This window comes from Haloarcula sp. R1-2 (assembly GCF_011627385.1).
In the GTDB taxonomy this organism is placed as follows: Archaea; Halobacteriota; Halobacteria; order Halobacteriales; family Haloarculaceae; genus Haloarcula; species Haloarcula marismortui.
On the sequence record NZ_JAANTG010000008.1, the window covers coordinates 71,321 to 86,439 of the forward strand.

Genomic DNA, 15,119 nt, shown 5'->3' on the forward strand with positions numbered 1-15,119 from the left:
GATTAAGATTAACCCATGGGAGACAACGCATTCGGCGACGCACTTGATGACGCAGCGGAGGAACAGACAACAGATGCGACTGACAGCAGTGGTGCAACTGAGAAATTTATTGAGGCCATGGCTGGGGACGGTACGAAATCAGAAACAATCGGTTTCGCTGTCGGGCCAGAAATGAAATACTTCTACGACGAGCTTCGTGCGAGCGATGACATTGACGTTGATCCGGGCAACGAGTTCCGCGACCAGTTGGAGCGGTTAGCGAATCGGCATCCGGAGGTCGCTGACAAGGCTCGACGGAAGTTTGAGATAGATTCAGAGTAGTCCTTAATATTAAGATTAGTATTAAACTGTGGTTTGAGCGTGATCAACTGACTCTGGAGAAGGTTCGTGTCTACTACTCACACTACTGCGTCAAGGTGTTACAAAACGATTCACACACCTCAGTAGTCTCCGGAAAACCGGTGTCTGAGATGTAGAGATTATTGCCGCTATTCAGAAGCAACAATAACAGTCCTTACGACCGATATCTGAAAACCATGCCAACTGTTCTATGACGACTTTCTTAATATTAAGATTAGTATTAAACTGTAGTTTGAGAGTGATCAACTGTCTCTGGAGGGGTTCGTATCTACTACTTACACTACTACGGAGATAGCTCGTCAATCGGAGCCAGATACTGATTTTCCCACTCTCGATGGCCTTGGAGGTCTCGCACGCCACGCCTTGTCAGTCGATATTCGTTTGCTCGTCCATTCTTCTCCCCCTTCTCGACAAGTCCCTTCTCGACCAAGTCATCCAGCTGTGGATACACGCGTCCGGCTGTGATCTCTTCAGGATAGTGCTCCTGCAACTCGGCGGTGAGCTCTGTCCCCTTCGGATTGTCCATGCCGGCGATCACGACTAACATATCACGTTTAAAACTATTCAGATCGTGCATCCTGTCAAATCAACCGCCACGTCCGGGAGCCATAATCTTACTTATTCGCACTCACCGGAAACCCGCTTGGTAGTCTTCTGAAGCACTGTACCGGCTCTTTCCCTTACTCACAATGTTCGTTTTGTGCAGCCCTCACAGTCGGAGGTTCCACACAATGTCCAACCCACCAGACGACGCATTGCTGACCGAACTCGCAACCTACCAGAACCGGAAGCTCCTGCTCTGGCAGCTTGCAGCAGACGGGCGCACAATCTGTGGTATCCAGTTTGTCGCTCGTGAGCGCGACCTGCAGGGCGCGCCCGTCGATGAACAAGTCCAAGCCTTCGTCGATGATATGCTCTCTGACGGAGAGGTCCGGCCAGAGTACGACGCGATGGCGGACTGGGAAGTCCTGGAAGCGAACCACGGCGACACCGCTGACCAGTACCTCTAGATCGGACTCTGCCGCAGGGCGATTTTGTGTCGCCTCCATGGCTGGAGGCTTTCCAGTATGTTGCCGACAACCGAACCACCGTTTGACCCGATCTTCGTCGATGAACCGCTGCTTATCTCAAACTACAAAGAGACGATCATCAGCAAAGTCGGCTTGCCATTCTACGCCGACGTTGACCGCCCCGATGAAGCGCCCGCTGACGAGCGCGAGCGAACTATCGACCTCGCGGAGCGAATCCTGCGTGCCGGCGGCGTCCGAACCGGCTTCGATCACCACGAAGAGGTCCGTACCTCGATGGAGTCGTGGGCTCCCAATGCCGACGAGGAATGCGACGCTGACCCCGGTTACTGGCGGTCGTCAGTTCTCTTGATGTCGCCCCAAGAGATGAACTTCGGACAGCTGGACGGCGAACCCGAGGAGAGGCACGAGAAAGCCAAGACCGTGCTTGCGTGGGCCAGAGAGTGTATCGACAGCGACGTCCTTCAGGAGATCGAGCGGTCCCAAGCCGAGGACATCAAGCAAGCGTGGCGCGACGCCGCAGAAGCCGAACTGACTCAGCGCGAAATCGAGCAGTTCGCCGAGGACCCGCCGGAAGCGCTCGATGGGTGGACGAGACTTGACGCCAACCACGACGCTGTTGAGGTTGCCTACGTCGCTGACAACCATGGGACGCCGTCGGTCGCGGCCGTCTTTGAAGACGCTGACAGCGAGTTGGAGGCGCTTGAGTTCACGCTGGAAGAGTGGCAAGAGAACGACGGCAATCCTCGTCAGGCAAGGCCAAATCGGTTCTGTGTCACCACTGACGGGGACGGGGCCTACGCCCGTCTTCGATCACATCTGCTGACCTTCGAGGTCGAACCGATAGAGTGACTTGAAGTGTGAGTTGATCTCGCTCTGAGTGCATAGAATACCGACAGTACAGCTGGTTGTATTCTGCTCTGCTGAATTGCTTAGAACATTGTAGCAGCCAGTCATCAGGTGCGGACCAGAACGTGATCGTATCTTAGTCGCTTTTAACCGTTTCCTCAGGGAGCAGTATCTCGGGCCGTTGGCGGCAATCTGCAGCCCGTGCGAACGCTCTAATTCGATCCCACTCGTCGGGTGTGAGGTTGCTATCCATAATTGACAACTACCTGTTTAGCGTTTTAATATTTTATGTATTCATATGAAATAAAAGGTAGTTAGGGAAAGCAATGAGGACAAACTAACCTCTGGAGAGTCCCTACGACACCCTCTTGAGACCGGCTTTAGTCCCAGACTTAACACACCGTATTTCGAGTGAAAATACCACCGCTGTCTGGTGGTTTTCTCCGGAGACAGTGATGTGTGCCAATTCTTCAGCGATTAGTCGACCAGACTGTGAGTTTTTGCACCCCCAGTCGGGTGCGGGGCGGTCCAGTGAGAGCGTCCCGACAGTACCCATGGCATCGAAGACCACCAACAGCGATCAGACCGGAGAACAGCAATCAGCATCCAGCGAAGCGCAGTTCCCAGACCTCACAGTCCGCGCCGAGGGGACCGCAAACCGACTTCGGCGCGTGAATGAACCCGGGAAGGCCGATTGTCTCGAAACAGTCGAGGTCGAGCTAGCTGTCGAGTACGATATCGACTCCTACGACGAGTGGCGCAATCTCGTCGACCCAGACTACGCCATACACGGACGGACCGTTGAGAAGGGCACGATCATCGACGACTTGCTCGACAGACTTGAAGGCCACTACCGCCGGCAGTCGTCCTCTAGGTATGAAGCCCCGGACTGGAATCTCACGGTGACCGGCTCGGCGACTGCTTGGCGACGACTCTTGATGGAATTTTCCCAGATGCGAGGTTCAGATTCCGACCGTGCCGACAAAGGCACTCTTCGTCTCAAACGGTTGCTCGCCGCAGACCTCGTAGACACAGGCGCAGCGCTGGCTGCCCTCGAACTCATCAACCAGTACGATCTGGACAGATCAACGGACACGTTCATCGCAGAAGTGACGGACAGCACGGACGGCGAGTAGCCAACTCGTCCTGTCTTGGTCTCGGCTCTTACCGAAGACAGCAAACACTGGTATCTGTCTCGGGGTTTGTAGATCGGGCTGTGCAAGATGCACAGCGCGTATCTCGCATAGAAAAACTATGAAATGAAAAAGTTGGAACGGCCAATGCAGTGCTTAAAACTATGTGACGGGTTTAGCGATCTGGCTCCGTGCTAAAGTCTTGACTCGGATCATAGGAGAATGGTACATGATGAGTCTCAGAGGATTTGATTTTAGTATAATATATTTTCTCAAACGAGTTGATTTTTTCTGATATGATGTCTTTCGCTCTGGTATGACGACTTGGAATCCGTATTTCGTAGCCGTAAACGGTTCCAGCAGCAAATTCGCTAATAATGTACCCCAAACGGTGAGGATTTGCATTTCGTAGCCAGATGAGGTTATGATTATTCAGTGATTTTGAATTCTCTACACGTCTGATTGCACTTGAATGCGCAGCAGGGAGTTGACTCGGGCCTGTGAACCCTATTTTGTCATCAGTAAGACTATTTTCAATCTCACCCATTAATTTTGACAGACTGTCTTTGCAGTGAGAATAGAATGTATACAGATCTTTTCCCATATTTTTTGTTATACCCCATTCAATATAGTTGCTTGTTCTAATGTTCCATTCTGAGTCGCTATTCATGTGGATGTGGACCTGTCGGGTAGATGAATCAGCGGAACACATCTGGAACAAACAAAGCTACAGTGCTGACTTCAAGCTCTACATTTTGCACGGCAACCAGTGACAACATCATCAGGTCGACAACTGTTTCACTAGATCAGGCAAGACTCTCGCTCCCTGTCGGTTTGTGCTTCCCTCGGGGCCGAGGTTTAAATACGATGACGAACGCAACCATGCGTGTGACTGACCGGAATCCTGAGTACGATCCCGCTGATATCCTCGGGGCCGCGAGTTCCGACCCTGAAACGAGGGGAAACGGACGGGAACGAGTCCTCGAATCCACCAAGTATCCCGACCGTACAGAGGATGAGACTCGCACCTGTAGAACCTGCGGACAGGATATTCCCCGGGATGAACGCCAGTGTCCGTTCTGCGCTCAAACCGGCGTCTCCGAGACTTCGTCCGACGATCAGGATAGCAGCCCACTTGGAGAGTGGACGTTCGGGCGGGTTGTTCTGGCGCTCGTTGAAGCGAACACTGACTTCCATGCACGAGCCCTCGGCGCTGCGGCCTTCTCCGTTTCCGACAGCATCGCGAGCGGCGAGGACGTCTCCCATGGAACCGTGAAGTGTCGAGCAGCATTTGGGACCGAGCCAGCCGCCACTCTCACGCAAGGCTGGCCCGACCTGCCGACCGAAACCACGATCGACGAGAAACCCGGACAGGCGCTCTTGGAGACAGCCGACGAACAGACCAACTGGGACGGGGATGGGGACGACGTCCAGCCACGGATCTATCTCGAGGACGGGTCGCCGGTCACCGACCGCTCGGAGTTCCAGCAGCTCACGGATGAGTTCCGAGAGGCTGATGGGACGTACTGGCTTGTTCCCGGCGTTGTGAAGCGCCATCAGGCAAGAGCCGAACCGGAAATAGTCGGTATCGGGTTCCACTGTCGCCAGTGTGGCGCCGTGACGGGACACGAATCTCACGGACTCGATGGCTTCGAGTGCCACCCGCATCTTGACCGGCTGATCTGGACCTGCAGGGAGTGTGGACAGCACCGACACGAGTCCGACCAGGAGGATGACACGGAGGAAGTCACAGGCTATGAGCATCTCCCCGACGGCGTCTCACCGGAGGATATCCACGGCGACGAGCCAGACTTCCAGGAACAAGCGTTTCAGGACCAGATCAGTGCCTATCGCGAGCGGAATGGCTTCTTTCCGTGGGAGCGACTATGAGAGAGAATAAACTGAGTGGTGGATTCAGCGACTAATAGACGTAGCACCGCAGACAGCAGAGGTAGTCAGAGTTTGAATTAGTCGAGAGGCCGATTAGTTCATATTTCCAAATGTTAACTAAGCTTGATGAGAGGACTCACAAAGCGGTCACAAATGAATTTGATTGGTATAAAACCCAATTCTAACTCCGGTCAGCCCCTCTGATGGCGTGAGGTAGTTTTGAGAGTTCAGCATCACTTCCTCTGAAGCGGTACTTTGACGAATTAGTTTTAATTACTAGTGTGGCCTTCCGCATCAACAGTCCAGAGCCTGTCATACAATAGTTCTCAACAAGTACCATTCACGGTTTAGAGCTTGAATAAAAATACTGAATGGAGAAAACACGGGCTCAAGAGCGAATTTAGGGCTGTATAATTACCAAGTAGGGGCCGTGGGACGTATTCTATGACACACTGCGGAATGGCATTTTTTACGGACTGCCGATAAAACTGTCACGAGCCATTATCCAGCCCATCTTCGCTTTCCGATTCACCGTCGTCACTGTCTTCCTCGCCTTCACCATCACCGACAACCTCCTCATCATTGTCACCACCATTGGTCAAGGCTTCGTCCGACACCATATCGAGTGTCGCCTGCTGTTCATCCGGGATATGATCCTCACCGACATCATCCAGAACTACCTCAACACGCTGATCACGAACTGTTCCGATGATGCTCAAAACCTCAGAGATATGATCTCGGGAGAATTCGTACGTTAAGTCCTCAACATGGTCGCAAGCATCGATTTCAGTCAGATAGTACAGCACTCGGTTCACCCGCTTCGGAGGAACGTTGAATGTCGGCGCAAAGTAATCACGGATTTGATTCACATTCACCTCCACTGCATCATCGTAGCCAACTGCCTGCTCACCCCAAATCCCACAGATAGCCACAGCCAGAATCTCCTTTTCCATCTGCTCAGTCAACACAAATTCTTCCTTGGGATTCTCGGGGAGCTCAACACCATCCTCAAACCGATGTTGCAGACGCCCAGACTCGAACTCTCCAGCAACACGACGCAACGTGCCACCGAAGTCCTGTGTTAGAACTGCCGCTTCCTGCTCTAGTCGTTCGAGTTGTTCCTGACAGTTTTCCCACTCGTTCCTGCACTGCTCAACCCACTCTTCATCGATATCGTGATAGACGATACAGTGATCAATAGTCTGAACTTCCCCATCGTACGGGGTTTTGTCTTGAACTTCCGCCGCTTCCAGCTCCTTTTCGACCCCATCAATACTGAGCTGGTCACAGCGCTCCATCTGGCCAATATCTCGATCTCGAATATTGTCCCCTGATTTGACTTCTACGAGCAGGCACGTGTCCCCGTCGTACAATACAAAGTCGGGTCTGGCCACAACACCAGCGTACGGATCGTCTATCTCGCCGAACTTGATTGGGACACGCCATCCGTGGTCAGTGAGGCAAGGGGACGCGCGAGCTGTAAGAGAACTGTAAAATAGATTGTAGGTTTGCTTCTCTCTCAATTGCCGATCCACTTCTGGCGCTCCTGACATCTATACTAGGGTAAGGCAACCGGATTCTCGACTTTCTCTTGAGAGTACGTCGAGTCGTACTCGAATATCTCCTGCACAATGTCTCTCAGACTCATCGACGTCGTCGTCTCACGCGGGTAGACGATTATGTTCGGGCCTTCGACAGCAAGATCGAATATCTCGTCGTGGTGCGTGTCGTACACTCGGAGCGTATCCCGCTCCCGCTCTCCGAATCGGTACTGGTTCCCGTTTAGAACGTTCTCTTTGAGTTCCTCAAGCAGGGACTCGTCTGACTCGGCATTCCGATCCGGGTCAGTCAGCTCAATCGCAGTGAATCCGTCTACGGAAAACCCGCTTTTTGTGCTCCTGTGTGTTGGCGCGTGTTCGATCTCGAAGCTGGCCTTGTCCAGTTCTTGGTACTCCTCGGAAACACTCAGGAGAGTGTCCACAGCTTTGTCCTGCGACCCTCGAACCACGGACTGTAACGAGAGGCGCCCATCGTTGGTACTCGATCCTTGGATTGCTGCTGTGGGACTGTTCGTTTGATCGAACTCTATCCGAGTCGGCTTCGCATCAAAGTATCTCTCCGCTTTTTCGAGGTCTTCCTCGCGCCCGCCATGAAACTGGAGTGTTGCTTTCCGCTCCGCGTATGGGGCATGGTATTTTGCCGTGAATCCGGAGAGGTAGGAGTCCTGAATGACGTCTTCATCGGTGACTGCATCCAGATAGTCCGAGGAAAGATACAGTCGTTCGACCTGTGGGAGGTACTTGATCAGGTTCTCTATTGTCTTCTTGCGCCACTTCTGCCGCACAGTCGTGAGCACCCAGATGTACTCTCCGTGAGCAATCCACACAGCCTCGTCCGTGCGTGACTTCTTCGGGACGGTCACGCTGACAATCGCTGTGTCGTCACCCAACGTCTCCTCTGAGAACGTGTACTTTTCGACGAAATTCTTCGCGTGCCCACGAACCCGTTCACTTTGGGTGATGTGGTTGATGTGATCGTCGAGCGACCCTATCTCGAACCCCTGGTTGTCCAGCAGATAGAGGTTGAGATCGGTAGAACTCCCGCTCCGGTGTTCCTTGTCCTCGTGGTCTTCTTCCGAGGTAGCGACGTGTTCGATGAGTTCACGGAGGATTTCCCGTTTGCTCATGTCTCGGTACCGGTCGGGATCGAGATTCATAGTGCTGGGTTGTTATCGGGTCTTTCTGATTCCGCCTTTTTACATCCGGGGGTTTTCGTTCTTCTTATTTATTTGTTTGTGTAGCACGCACATAGTGGTCAGCCGCACACTGAAAGTAGAATCCGGAGAGCTTCAGTTACCCTTCCTCGTCGTTGCGTGGGTCTTCTGTGAACGAATCTTTCCCGAACTGGCCACCGACAACAGTGCTTTCGTGGTTAGGTTCATCTGGCCAGCCGCACGTAGTATCGGTAATGGCGATGAGGTAGGGATCTTTGTCTTCGTCAGTCATTGACGACACATTACAAGACGCCCTTCAATAATTCTGGGGGCGCCCTATATTCAAACCGTCTGAATACCTACTAGAACCTGTCACAGAAAGCGTCACGTGCGAAGCGGCAGGGTTTGGAGACTGTGTCCACCAGCTCAAAGCCCTACAGAATGTAAATTCGGTCAAAAGCGCCTGAAACATTGCCTCGGACGATGTACGGGTGGCCTTGAATTCCAAGGTATAGGAAGGTGCTGAGCACTACGTTTCTTCAATGCATGAGTCACCGACACCTCTCACCGAGAACTGTGACACTCCAAGAGCATTCGTTGTTGACGAAAGCGGCTAATACATCAATGTCCGAGTCTACAGTCGCAAATGAGTACATAATACGCTCCGCGTTGAAGGCTATCTTCATAGAAGTGGAACCTCCTTACATGGGTGGCCGAGTGAGCTTGAGAGCGCATACCCACAAGCGGAGCGACGGGCAATCCTAGTTCCGAAGCCTGATAGAGACCCCGCATATGACCTAACCGAAACGGTTCGTTTATGTCTTCACCACATTCCGAAACCAGATTTGACAGCTTCAGTGATGCTCATGCTTTCCTTCTTTTCAGTTACATCATCTGACTGTTCTTCGTCTTTCGATTGTTCCGCCTTCAGTTCAGTCCCACACTCCGAGCAAAAATTATTTTCTTCGGGGTTTTTTGTGCGGCACTCTTGACAGACATAGATGATATCAGGGCTTCTATCGGGACGCAACAAGAGATAGATCACAATCCCCGGAATCCCAGAGATAAACGTAATTGCTCCCCAAAACCTACCGCTAAGCCCTCTATCGGAGGCATCTCCAGCAACAAACACCGCTAATATGGACTGGATTGTTAATCCAACTACTGCATAGACTATATAACTCACATATGACTTATCTGACGTAATAGCTTGTGGTCTTACAATAGTATATCATGAACTCTTTTGAAGGCTGACCCTTTTGTCGTCACGGCGACGCCCACGGAGGACGGGTGACAGTCCACAGGGACGGCAGGTTTGATCCACCTGACCATGCAGTGACGGAACGATTGCTCCAGAGGACGCTGTCCCACGGATGGCGGGACCGGTCTCTCGGGGGGCGATATCAAGAATACCGAGTTCGACGAGACGGGGACCATCCTCCCGTTCGGCGGTGAGAGTCAGGCACAGCTGGCCGTCGACCTTCCCACCGACAACCGAGATCGTCGCAACTTCATCGGGAAACGTGACGGTCGTCCAGCCATCGGGTTTCCGGACCCGCAATTCGGTTATCAGTTCTTCTTCTCTCGGCGAAACCTATCAGCACTCTGGCTGGCATACGAGTCATTTTGTGTCTCCCTCGTGGCCGGAGGAGATTATGAGTACGACAGCACCTTCCTTCGAGGAGTATAACTTCGACCGCGGCGATCGTGTCCGAGCCGACTGGAGTGACGGAGACGGCCCACTCGATGCAGTCGTCGGAACCGTTACAGAAATTTCGTGTTCCGGCGGCAACGTGATCGTCTCTGTCGAGGCTGACGACGACCAGTATCCCGACAACTCGATCTACGGCGGCACACACGATTGCGCTCCCGAGTGGGTCGAGCCACTAGAGCAATCCTAGCCCAACGGCGCGGACTCGCCCGTATTTTGTGAGCCTCTACCGGGCGAGAGGCGTTCCAGAGAGAGCGTCTTGACTACCAGCTATGTCGAAAAAACACGCGATCCAGACCAAGTTGAAGGGCTACGCCGTCATGACTCAGAGCGGGCCAGACAGCCTCGGCTTTGGCACGTACACACGCACCCATCCTTCATATCTGAAAGAGCGCGTTGAGGCGCATCAGTCACCAGCAGCCGGCGTCGTGGTCACCGTCAAGCGAGCACGCCACATCGCTCGCGAGTACCACGGCTGGGATCTACCAGACGAAAGTGAGCTCCGTCACCAAGCGATGGCGGGCGCTGCGTGATGTCCAGTGACTCGTCTCAGTATATGACCTGCAGAACCGACGTGTGCGACGCGCCGATCTTCGACGCCGAGCGCATCGCGTGTGTCGACGGAGAGTACGGGCCCTGCATGGCTGTCGGGCGTCACGCCGGCGTCTGTTCCAGCGGTCATCTCTCTGTCTGGGACGTCGCTGAGGCCTGAGTCCCCGTCGGTCGTATATTCGTACTGATGATTTTGTGTTCCCCCGAGAGGGTGAGGGGTTTTCCCGATTATGAGTACCGAACAGCAGTCCGTCGACGAACAGTCTCCAAGCACCGAAGCCGACGACCGACCGGACATTCGTGCCCAGCACCGGCAGGCACAGACGAGTGGCGAAGTTTTTGCGGGGCGTCCACGGGGTGAGAAATAGATGTGTTGTCCTGACTGCCGCCGGCCACGGTCGGCGTCGGCGTGTGTCGACAAGCGTTACTACGTCAATGGGGTGGCTTCCGACCCGATCCCGTGGGGCGAGGGCAGCCAGTATCTCACGTACAAGCTACAAGTCCTCCAGAGCAACGAACGGGGCGTTACCGTCGACCTCGAACGGTGGCGCGACCAGTCGTGTCCTGCGTGTGGTGTCGAGCACGGCGAGATACATCATCGGTTGTGCGACTACGAGGAATGCCCCGCGTGTGGCGAGCTGTTGCTACTATGCTCTTGTGTCGTCGAGATTGAAGTCGTTGCATCATCCGGTGTGAAGGGTCGTCTCAAGCAGTCCCTCGCTCGTCTCCTGTAGACACCAGCTTCTAGAGCGGGCTCGATGTCAGACGGACCTCGTGTGCGTACTTTTGTGTGTTCCTGGCGGGTGAGGAACTCATGTCAGAGACGCCAGATTCGTGCCCGAACGAGGATTGCGACGCAGATATTGTCAAGACCGAGACTGTCGACGTCGAGGCAGACCCACGCGCTCGTGACCCGCGCACCGAGCCTGTCGTCACCTGCGCGGAGGGCCACCAGCAGGTGATGTAGGACTGCTGGTCTGCGTTTCCGAGGAGTGACGACGCGCACGTCGGAGTCGCGCGCGGTTGGAGACGAGAGGGACACGACTGCACTCGCGCTGGGAGTCGGTCCCTCTCAGCGTGGGGCAGACGGCCGGGCGAAGCAGACGGATGCCTGATGGATAGCAGCGTGGAGCAGACGGCCGGGCGATACAGAGGTATGACTGGTGGATAGCAGCGTGGGGCTGGCAGGCGGGCTGAGAGCGCGAGAGACGAGCGTGTGTCGGCGTGGGACTGACGGCCGGGCAGAGACGGGTGGCTGGCTGGTGTGACGCCTGACCGCCGGGCAGCCGCCGCTGGGCGGCACGCTCGCTCTTGGCGGAGCCGGTGCGTGGACCGATGGCCGGCGGAGAGGGTTCGAGTGACGTGTGTCTCGTGTGTGGCCGGCAGTGGTCTCTGGCACTGCTGGCCCTGGAGGCGAGTCGTGTGGCACTCGCGACGGTGTTGAGGGGGCCGACGGTTCGGATGGCAGGACTCGTGGGACTACTGACCTCGGCGGCACGACTGACCTCGGGGGGACCACTGGCTTCGACGGGATTACTCTGAATGACGTCGCGACGACAAACTCGGTGTCGGACCAGCACATCTTGAAAGCCCCACGCCGCTGGCGGTCGCTCAGCGACATATCCGCGCAAACCGCACGCGGATAGGGGTCGCTGACCCGACTACAACAAGCGCCAGCGGCGTGCCCCTTTCGGTCCCGCCCGACTACTACGGCACAACACAGCAGAACCGAACGCACGCGTCGGAGTCGCGCGCGATCCGGGTGAGGAACCCTCGCGGCCGGCGCTCCCTCGCCGGAACGAGGACGCTCCTTGCAGTCGCTGTGTTCCGGGCTGCTCACTGGCGTTGCGCTGCCGGGCTTTCACCCATCCGGCACTCGCTTGGCCGCGCGGGATGCTGGCTCACCGCAACCGCACACGATGGGACCGCCTGCCGGGGTGTCAACCACCTACGGTCTTTATATACTATTCTCCCTCGAAACGCGAAATACAAGACGCCGCTTAGAAACCACTCAGACACCCGAATATTGCACTTGAAACAATACAAATAGTCCGTTATCTTTAAGTAGCCGGCACCCATGCCATTAAGTACGGAAAGACACGACGCACGCGGCGCTGGCAGGGCAGTTTCACGCCGCAGAAATCGGGTGTTAGAGCACCCGACAAGTGTCTTTCCGTTGGATGGAGAAAGACAATGTACGCTAGCAATTCCAGCGGTAAGAAAGCATCGGCAAGCAACCAGACGGTTTCCCTTTCGGCCCACGTTGAGGGTGGCCCCGAACAGCTTCTAGAGGCGGTCGCAGAGACAGAGAACGGCGACGAACTCGATTTCAGGATGAATCGGGGTAGCGATAGCCGTGGCAACTTCTACGCCCGACAGGAGGAGGCATACGACTGGACCCGCTCGACCGAGGTTGGTCCGGACCGACGCTTTGGCGAAACGCTGGAACAGCAGGAAGAACGCCACGGACGAGAAGCCGAGCAAGCCCGACACTCCGAGGTCGCACGCGCTCACGTCGACGGTGCCGACCGCGAAGCCTCGGCTCGCCAGCTCACCGACGCGGAAACCGAACGCGCTGATGGGTTCCGCTCCCCGGCTGACCCCCGGCAGTGGATGGACCGCGACACGCTGGCGCGAGTCAACCAGCAGGCCGCGACGCTGGCAGACAAAACTAGTCTGTCACGAGCGGCAGCAGGCCGCCGACTCGCCGCCCTTGTGTCCGGGCAGATGGGCGACTGTAACAGCCTGTATGAGGCTTCCTTTACCGTGTTCAGGGACGCCCGTGACGAACTGCAAGTCCCCACGCCTATCGCGGATGTCTCGCCCTACGGCTACGAGTGTACGGTCGAGGGCGAAGTCACGCACATCATTGAGGAGCCAGACGCCCGCAATCAGTATCAGGTCCTCTATATAGAGGACGACGAGGGAACGAGTGCGAAGGTCACGGTCTGGGGCAAGTCCATGCACGGCGGCGAGATGGTCCGCACGCTCCACGAGGGCGACAGAGTTCGGATTTCCGGGGGCAAGCCCGACGACTACAACGGTATCAAGACGGTGGCTGTCACGAGCGACACGCTCATGTGCGTCATCGAGCGCGGCGACGGTCCCGCGCCCACTGGACACGGGAGTAGTATGTTCGGCTCCTCGGGTGAGAGCCCGGCGGTGGCGTCATGGGAAGCCGAGTCAGACACCCATCAGTGGGCCAACGAGCGGGACACTGACCACGCGGTCGCCGTGACGCTCGGGAAGGCCCGCTGTCCTGAGTGTTCGGACCTGTTCGACACTGAGCATGGGGCCGCCACCCATCAGGGTCTCGTCCACTCCAAAGCAGACTAACGCCCGATAGCGAGGGCGTCCCCCACTGAGCGGGGGGCTTCCTCGGGCGGTGCGACGGTGCTCGCGCACGCGGCCTCGCCGCCGCCTCCGGCACAGCGGGCGGCGGCGAGACAACCGCGCGCACGGACTGGCACGCCACCGCACCAGCGCGTCAACGTGGGTCAGTCTGGTGGCGGCTGTGAGAGAGCCGATGTGCTGGTGTGTGCGTGAGCGTTGGCCAGCCGGCCCGGGAGCAACTGGGGCTGAGTGGCTGGTGGGTCGCGACAGCGCGCGACGCCACCGACAGACTCCCGCTGGTCGTCTGTCGAGCCCTCGTTCGCTGTCGCTCACGAGGACGACGGGACGCTCCGCTCGGCGCTATCACGCGCCTCGCGGCGGTCCATCGTGCCTGCGGTAGCGGGCGCGATCCCGGCCTGCCGCCGGGAAGTGGACGGGAACCGCATTCGTGGCTGGTTCGTCGAGATCCGGCGTCGGGGAAAGTGGCGCAGCGGTCTTAACCAACGTTGGGCGGGTGATCGCGGGTATGTTGGTTAAGCGTCGGGGAGCGCTCGGATGCCGCTGCCCGCCGGCGTGGATTTTGTGCGGCCGGAGGCAGGTGGCGGCCCGAGAAGGGGTCACAGGAGGTGAGAAATGTGGGAAACGTCCAATGTCCGCGGTGCGAGAAGGTGTTCAATACCTTCCTCGATGACGAGCGAATGCGCTTGGGGTCGTTCTATGATAGCGAGCGTGAGGAATCGTTCGACCGGCTGTGTGAGAAGTGCTACCGGTTCGTAATGGACAAATAGGGTTAGTCGCCCTTCTCATTTTTTCGTGGGACTGGATCACTGATTTTGTCGAGTTTCATTTCTAGGAGGAGTGATTCTTCATCTGTTTCTGTGTCTTTTTCCAGCAGGTATCCTTTGACGACTTCACGGTCGCTGTGGTACTGGATTACCGACCGGTGGCCGTACCGGGCCGTGGTCCCAGCTGGATACCAGTGCTTGGCACGAACTTTGAATGTCCCGTCTTCCCAGGTCCAGATCTTGACCGAGATCGGACGCTTAAGATTGTGCTGTGCGATTTCGACGACTTCGTCAACGACCGGGCCGATAGTAGTCATTGACGGAACGATTCGCTCGTTAGGTAGCCGCCGCTCTGGAGATGGATGTGTCTTTGACATGAAAATCGCTTCAATCGCTCTTTATCGGCATCGGTTAAATCGCTTGTGCAGGGACTAGACCGGCACCGATCATCGACGATCAATAGCGAAGTGAGTCTACCCCCTGACGTGTCGCGAGCGTGGGTCTGCCAGCAATGGCTGGGCTTAGTAGATGGCTGGTAGAACGTCCCAGCGCGCGACGCCACTGACAGACTCCCGCTGGTCGTCTGTCGTGTCCTCGTTCGCTGGTGCTCACTCGGACGACGGGGCGCTGCGCTCGGCGCGGTCGCGCGCCTCACGCCGGTCCAATCGTGCCTGCGGTGGCGGGCGCGATCCCCGCCGGGAATCGGACGGTTCCCCGGCTGAATGCCACACTAAATTACGATATCGTGAAGACGGGAAAACAAGG

General features: G+C 56.2%; 19 protein-coding genes. 13 read left to right on the forward strand and 6 right to left on the reverse strand.

Annotation, left to right across the window (positions count from 1 at the left end; genetic code table 11):
- Positions 1 to 15: 15 nt before the first annotated feature.
- Complete coding sequence (locus G9C82_RS20345) at positions 16 to 321, forward strand: hypothetical protein (RefSeq protein WP_127015222.1); 306 nt, start codon at positions 16 to 18, stop codon at positions 319 to 321.
- Between the two features lie 322 nt (positions 322 to 643).
- On the opposite strand, the gene G9C82_RS20350 is transcribed toward G9C82_RS20345, so the two are convergent.
- Positions 644 to 937 (reverse strand): helix-turn-helix transcriptional regulator, encoded by a 294-nt coding sequence (locus G9C82_RS20350; RefSeq protein WP_127015223.1) that lies wholly within the window; start codon positions 935 to 937, stop codon positions 644 to 646.
- A gap of 154 nt (positions 938 to 1,091) precedes the next feature.
- On the opposite strand from G9C82_RS20350, the gene G9C82_RS20355 reads away from it, so the two are divergent.
- From G9C82_RS20355 to G9C82_RS20370, 4 genes are all read left to right on the forward strand, one after another.
- Positions 1,092 to 1,370, forward strand: coding sequence for a hypothetical protein (locus tag G9C82_RS20355; RefSeq protein ID WP_127015224.1), 279 nt, complete (start codon positions 1,092 to 1,094; stop codon positions 1,368 to 1,370).
- 57 nt (positions 1,371 to 1,427) lie between these two features.
- Complete coding sequence (locus G9C82_RS20360) at positions 1,428 to 2,240, forward strand: hypothetical protein (protein ID WP_127015225.1); 813 nt, start codon at positions 1,428 to 1,430, stop codon at positions 2,238 to 2,240.
- A gap of 551 nt (positions 2,241 to 2,791) precedes the next feature.
- Complete coding sequence (locus G9C82_RS20365) at positions 2,792 to 3,373, forward strand: hypothetical protein (RefSeq protein ID WP_127015226.1); 582 nt, start codon at positions 2,792 to 2,794, stop codon at positions 3,371 to 3,373.
- Positions 3,374 to 4,237: 864 nt separating this feature from the next.
- Positions 4,238 to 5,260: a hypothetical protein gene (locus G9C82_RS20370; RefSeq protein ID WP_127015227.1), complete on the forward strand. Its 1,023-nt coding sequence runs from the start codon at positions 4,238 to 4,240 to the stop codon at positions 5,258 to 5,260.
- A 491-nt stretch (positions 5,261 to 5,751) separates the two neighbouring features.
- Here the strand turns inward: G9C82_RS20370 and G9C82_RS20375 are convergent, their stop codons facing one another.
- The 4 genes from G9C82_RS20375 to G9C82_RS21075 all read right to left on the reverse strand — a co-directional run bounded on the left by G9C82_RS20375 (position 5,752) and on the right by G9C82_RS21075 (position 9,159).
- On the reverse strand, positions 5,752 to 6,558 hold the full coding sequence (locus G9C82_RS20375) for a hypothetical protein (protein WP_127015228.1): 807 nt from the start codon (positions 6,556 to 6,558) through the stop codon (positions 5,752 to 5,754).
- A gap of 260 nt (positions 6,559 to 6,818) precedes the next feature.
- Positions 6,819 to 7,946, reverse strand: a complete 1,128-nt coding sequence (locus G9C82_RS20380; protein ID WP_127015229.1) for a hypothetical protein — start codon at positions 7,944 to 7,946, stop codon at positions 6,819 to 6,821.
- Positions 7,947 to 8,112: 166 nt separating this feature from the next.
- Positions 8,113 to 8,265: a hypothetical protein gene (locus G9C82_RS20385; protein WP_164734804.1), complete on the reverse strand. Its 153-nt coding sequence runs from the start codon at positions 8,263 to 8,265 to the stop codon at positions 8,113 to 8,115.
- 531 nt (positions 8,266 to 8,796) lie between these two features.
- Positions 8,797 to 9,159, reverse strand: coding sequence for a zinc-ribbon domain-containing protein (locus G9C82_RS21075; RefSeq protein WP_164734805.1), 363 nt, complete (start codon positions 9,157 to 9,159; stop codon positions 8,797 to 8,799).
- Positions 9,160 to 9,628: 469 nt separating this feature from the next.
- On the opposite strand from G9C82_RS21075, the gene G9C82_RS20395 reads away from it, so the two are divergent.
- From G9C82_RS20395 to G9C82_RS20430, 8 genes are all read left to right on the forward strand, one after another.
- On the forward strand, positions 9,629 to 9,874 hold the full coding sequence (locus G9C82_RS20395; protein WP_127015231.1) for a hypothetical protein: 246 nt from the start codon (positions 9,629 to 9,631) through the stop codon (positions 9,872 to 9,874).
- An 82-nt stretch (positions 9,875 to 9,956) separates the two neighbouring features.
- Positions 9,957 to 10,217, forward strand: a complete 261-nt coding sequence (locus G9C82_RS20400) for a hypothetical protein (RefSeq protein ID WP_127015232.1) — start codon at positions 9,957 to 9,959, stop codon at positions 10,215 to 10,217.
- A gap of 23 nt (positions 10,218 to 10,240) precedes the next feature.
- Positions 10,241 to 10,396 (forward strand): hypothetical protein, encoded by a 156-nt coding sequence (locus G9C82_RS20405; protein WP_164734806.1) that lies wholly within the window; start codon positions 10,241 to 10,243, stop codon positions 10,394 to 10,396.
- A 70-nt stretch (positions 10,397 to 10,466) separates the two neighbouring features.
- Entirely contained in the window at positions 10,467 to 10,604 is a 138-nt protein-coding gene (locus tag G9C82_RS20410) for a hypothetical protein (protein ID WP_164734807.1), read from the forward strand.
- Entirely contained in the window at positions 10,605 to 10,970 is a 366-nt protein-coding gene (locus tag G9C82_RS20415; RefSeq protein ID WP_127015233.1) for a hypothetical protein, read from the forward strand.
- An 80-nt stretch (positions 10,971 to 11,050) separates the two neighbouring features.
- A complete protein-coding gene (locus tag G9C82_RS20420) occupies positions 11,051 to 11,203 on the forward strand; it encodes a hypothetical protein (RefSeq protein ID WP_155120731.1) in 153 nt (50 codons plus the stop codon).
- Between the two features lie 1,226 nt (positions 11,204 to 12,429).
- Entirely contained in the window at positions 12,430 to 13,572 is a 1,143-nt protein-coding gene (locus tag G9C82_RS20425) for an SOSS complex subunit B family protein (protein WP_127015234.1), read from the forward strand.
- A 632-nt stretch (positions 13,573 to 14,204) separates the two neighbouring features.
- Positions 14,205 to 14,357 carry a hypothetical protein gene (locus G9C82_RS20430; RefSeq protein WP_154021066.1) on the forward strand — a complete coding sequence of 51 codons (153 nt, stop codon included), beginning with the start codon at positions 14,205 to 14,207 and terminating at the stop codon, positions 14,355 to 14,357.
- A 2-nt stretch (positions 14,358 to 14,359) separates the two neighbouring features.
- Here the strand turns inward: G9C82_RS20430 and G9C82_RS20435 are convergent, their stop codons facing one another.
- Positions 14,360 to 14,671 (reverse strand): hypothetical protein, encoded by a 312-nt coding sequence (locus G9C82_RS20435; protein WP_127015243.1) that lies wholly within the window; start codon positions 14,669 to 14,671, stop codon positions 14,360 to 14,362.
- Positions 14,672 to 15,119: the final 448 nt, after the last annotated feature.

Bases quoted from the DNA above. Each gene is read 5' to 3' on its own strand.
- G9C82_RS20370 (WP_127015227.1), top strand. From the start codon at position 4,238: ATGACGAACGCAACCATGCGTGTGACTGACCGGAATCCTGAGTACGAT.
- G9C82_RS20375 (WP_127015228.1), bottom strand. From the start codon at position 6,558: ATGGAGCGCTGTGACCAGCTCAGTATTGATGGGGTCGAAAAGGAGCTG.
- G9C82_RS20360 (WP_127015225.1), top strand. From the start codon at position 1,428: ATGTTGCCGACAACCGAACCACCGTTTGACCCGATCTTCGTCGATGAA.
- G9C82_RS20385 (WP_164734804.1), bottom strand. From the start codon at position 8,265: ATGACTGACGAAGACAAAGATCCCTACCTCATCGCCATTACCGATACT.
- G9C82_RS20425 (WP_127015234.1), top strand. From the start codon at position 12,430: ATGTACGCTAGCAATTCCAGCGGTAAGAAAGCATCGGCAAGCAACCAG.
- G9C82_RS20415 (WP_127015233.1), top strand. From the start codon at position 10,605: ATGTGTTGTCCTGACTGCCGCCGGCCACGGTCGGCGTCGGCGTGTGTC.
- G9C82_RS20395 (WP_127015231.1), top strand. From the start codon at position 9,629: ATGAGTACGACAGCACCTTCCTTCGAGGAGTATAACTTCGACCGCGGC.
- G9C82_RS20365 (WP_127015226.1), top strand. From the start codon at position 2,792: ATGGCATCGAAGACCACCAACAGCGATCAGACCGGAGAACAGCAATCA.
- G9C82_RS20405 (WP_164734806.1), top strand. From the start codon at position 10,241: ATGACCTGCAGAACCGACGTGTGCGACGCGCCGATCTTCGACGCCGAG.
- G9C82_RS20435 (WP_127015243.1), bottom strand. From the start codon at position 14,671: ATGACTACTATCGGCCCGGTCGTTGACGAAGTCGTCGAAATCGCACAG.
- G9C82_RS20410 (WP_164734807.1), top strand. From the start codon at position 10,467: ATGAGTACCGAACAGCAGTCCGTCGACGAACAGTCTCCAAGCACCGAA.
- G9C82_RS20400 (WP_127015232.1), top strand. From the start codon at position 9,957: ATGTCGAAAAAACACGCGATCCAGACCAAGTTGAAGGGCTACGCCGTC.
- G9C82_RS20420 (WP_155120731.1), top strand. From the start codon at position 11,051: ATGTCAGAGACGCCAGATTCGTGCCCGAACGAGGATTGCGACGCAGAT.
- G9C82_RS20355 (WP_127015224.1), top strand. From the start codon at position 1,092: ATGTCCAACCCACCAGACGACGCATTGCTGACCGAACTCGCAACCTAC.
- G9C82_RS20350 (WP_127015223.1), bottom strand. From the start codon at position 937: ATGCACGATCTGAATAGTTTTAAACGTGATATGTTAGTCGTGATCGCC.
- G9C82_RS20380 (WP_127015229.1), bottom strand. From the start codon at position 7,946: ATGAGCAAACGGGAAATCCTCCGTGAACTCATCGAACACGTCGCTACC.
- G9C82_RS20345 (WP_127015222.1), top strand. From the start codon at position 16: ATGGGAGACAACGCATTCGGCGACGCACTTGATGACGCAGCGGAGGAA.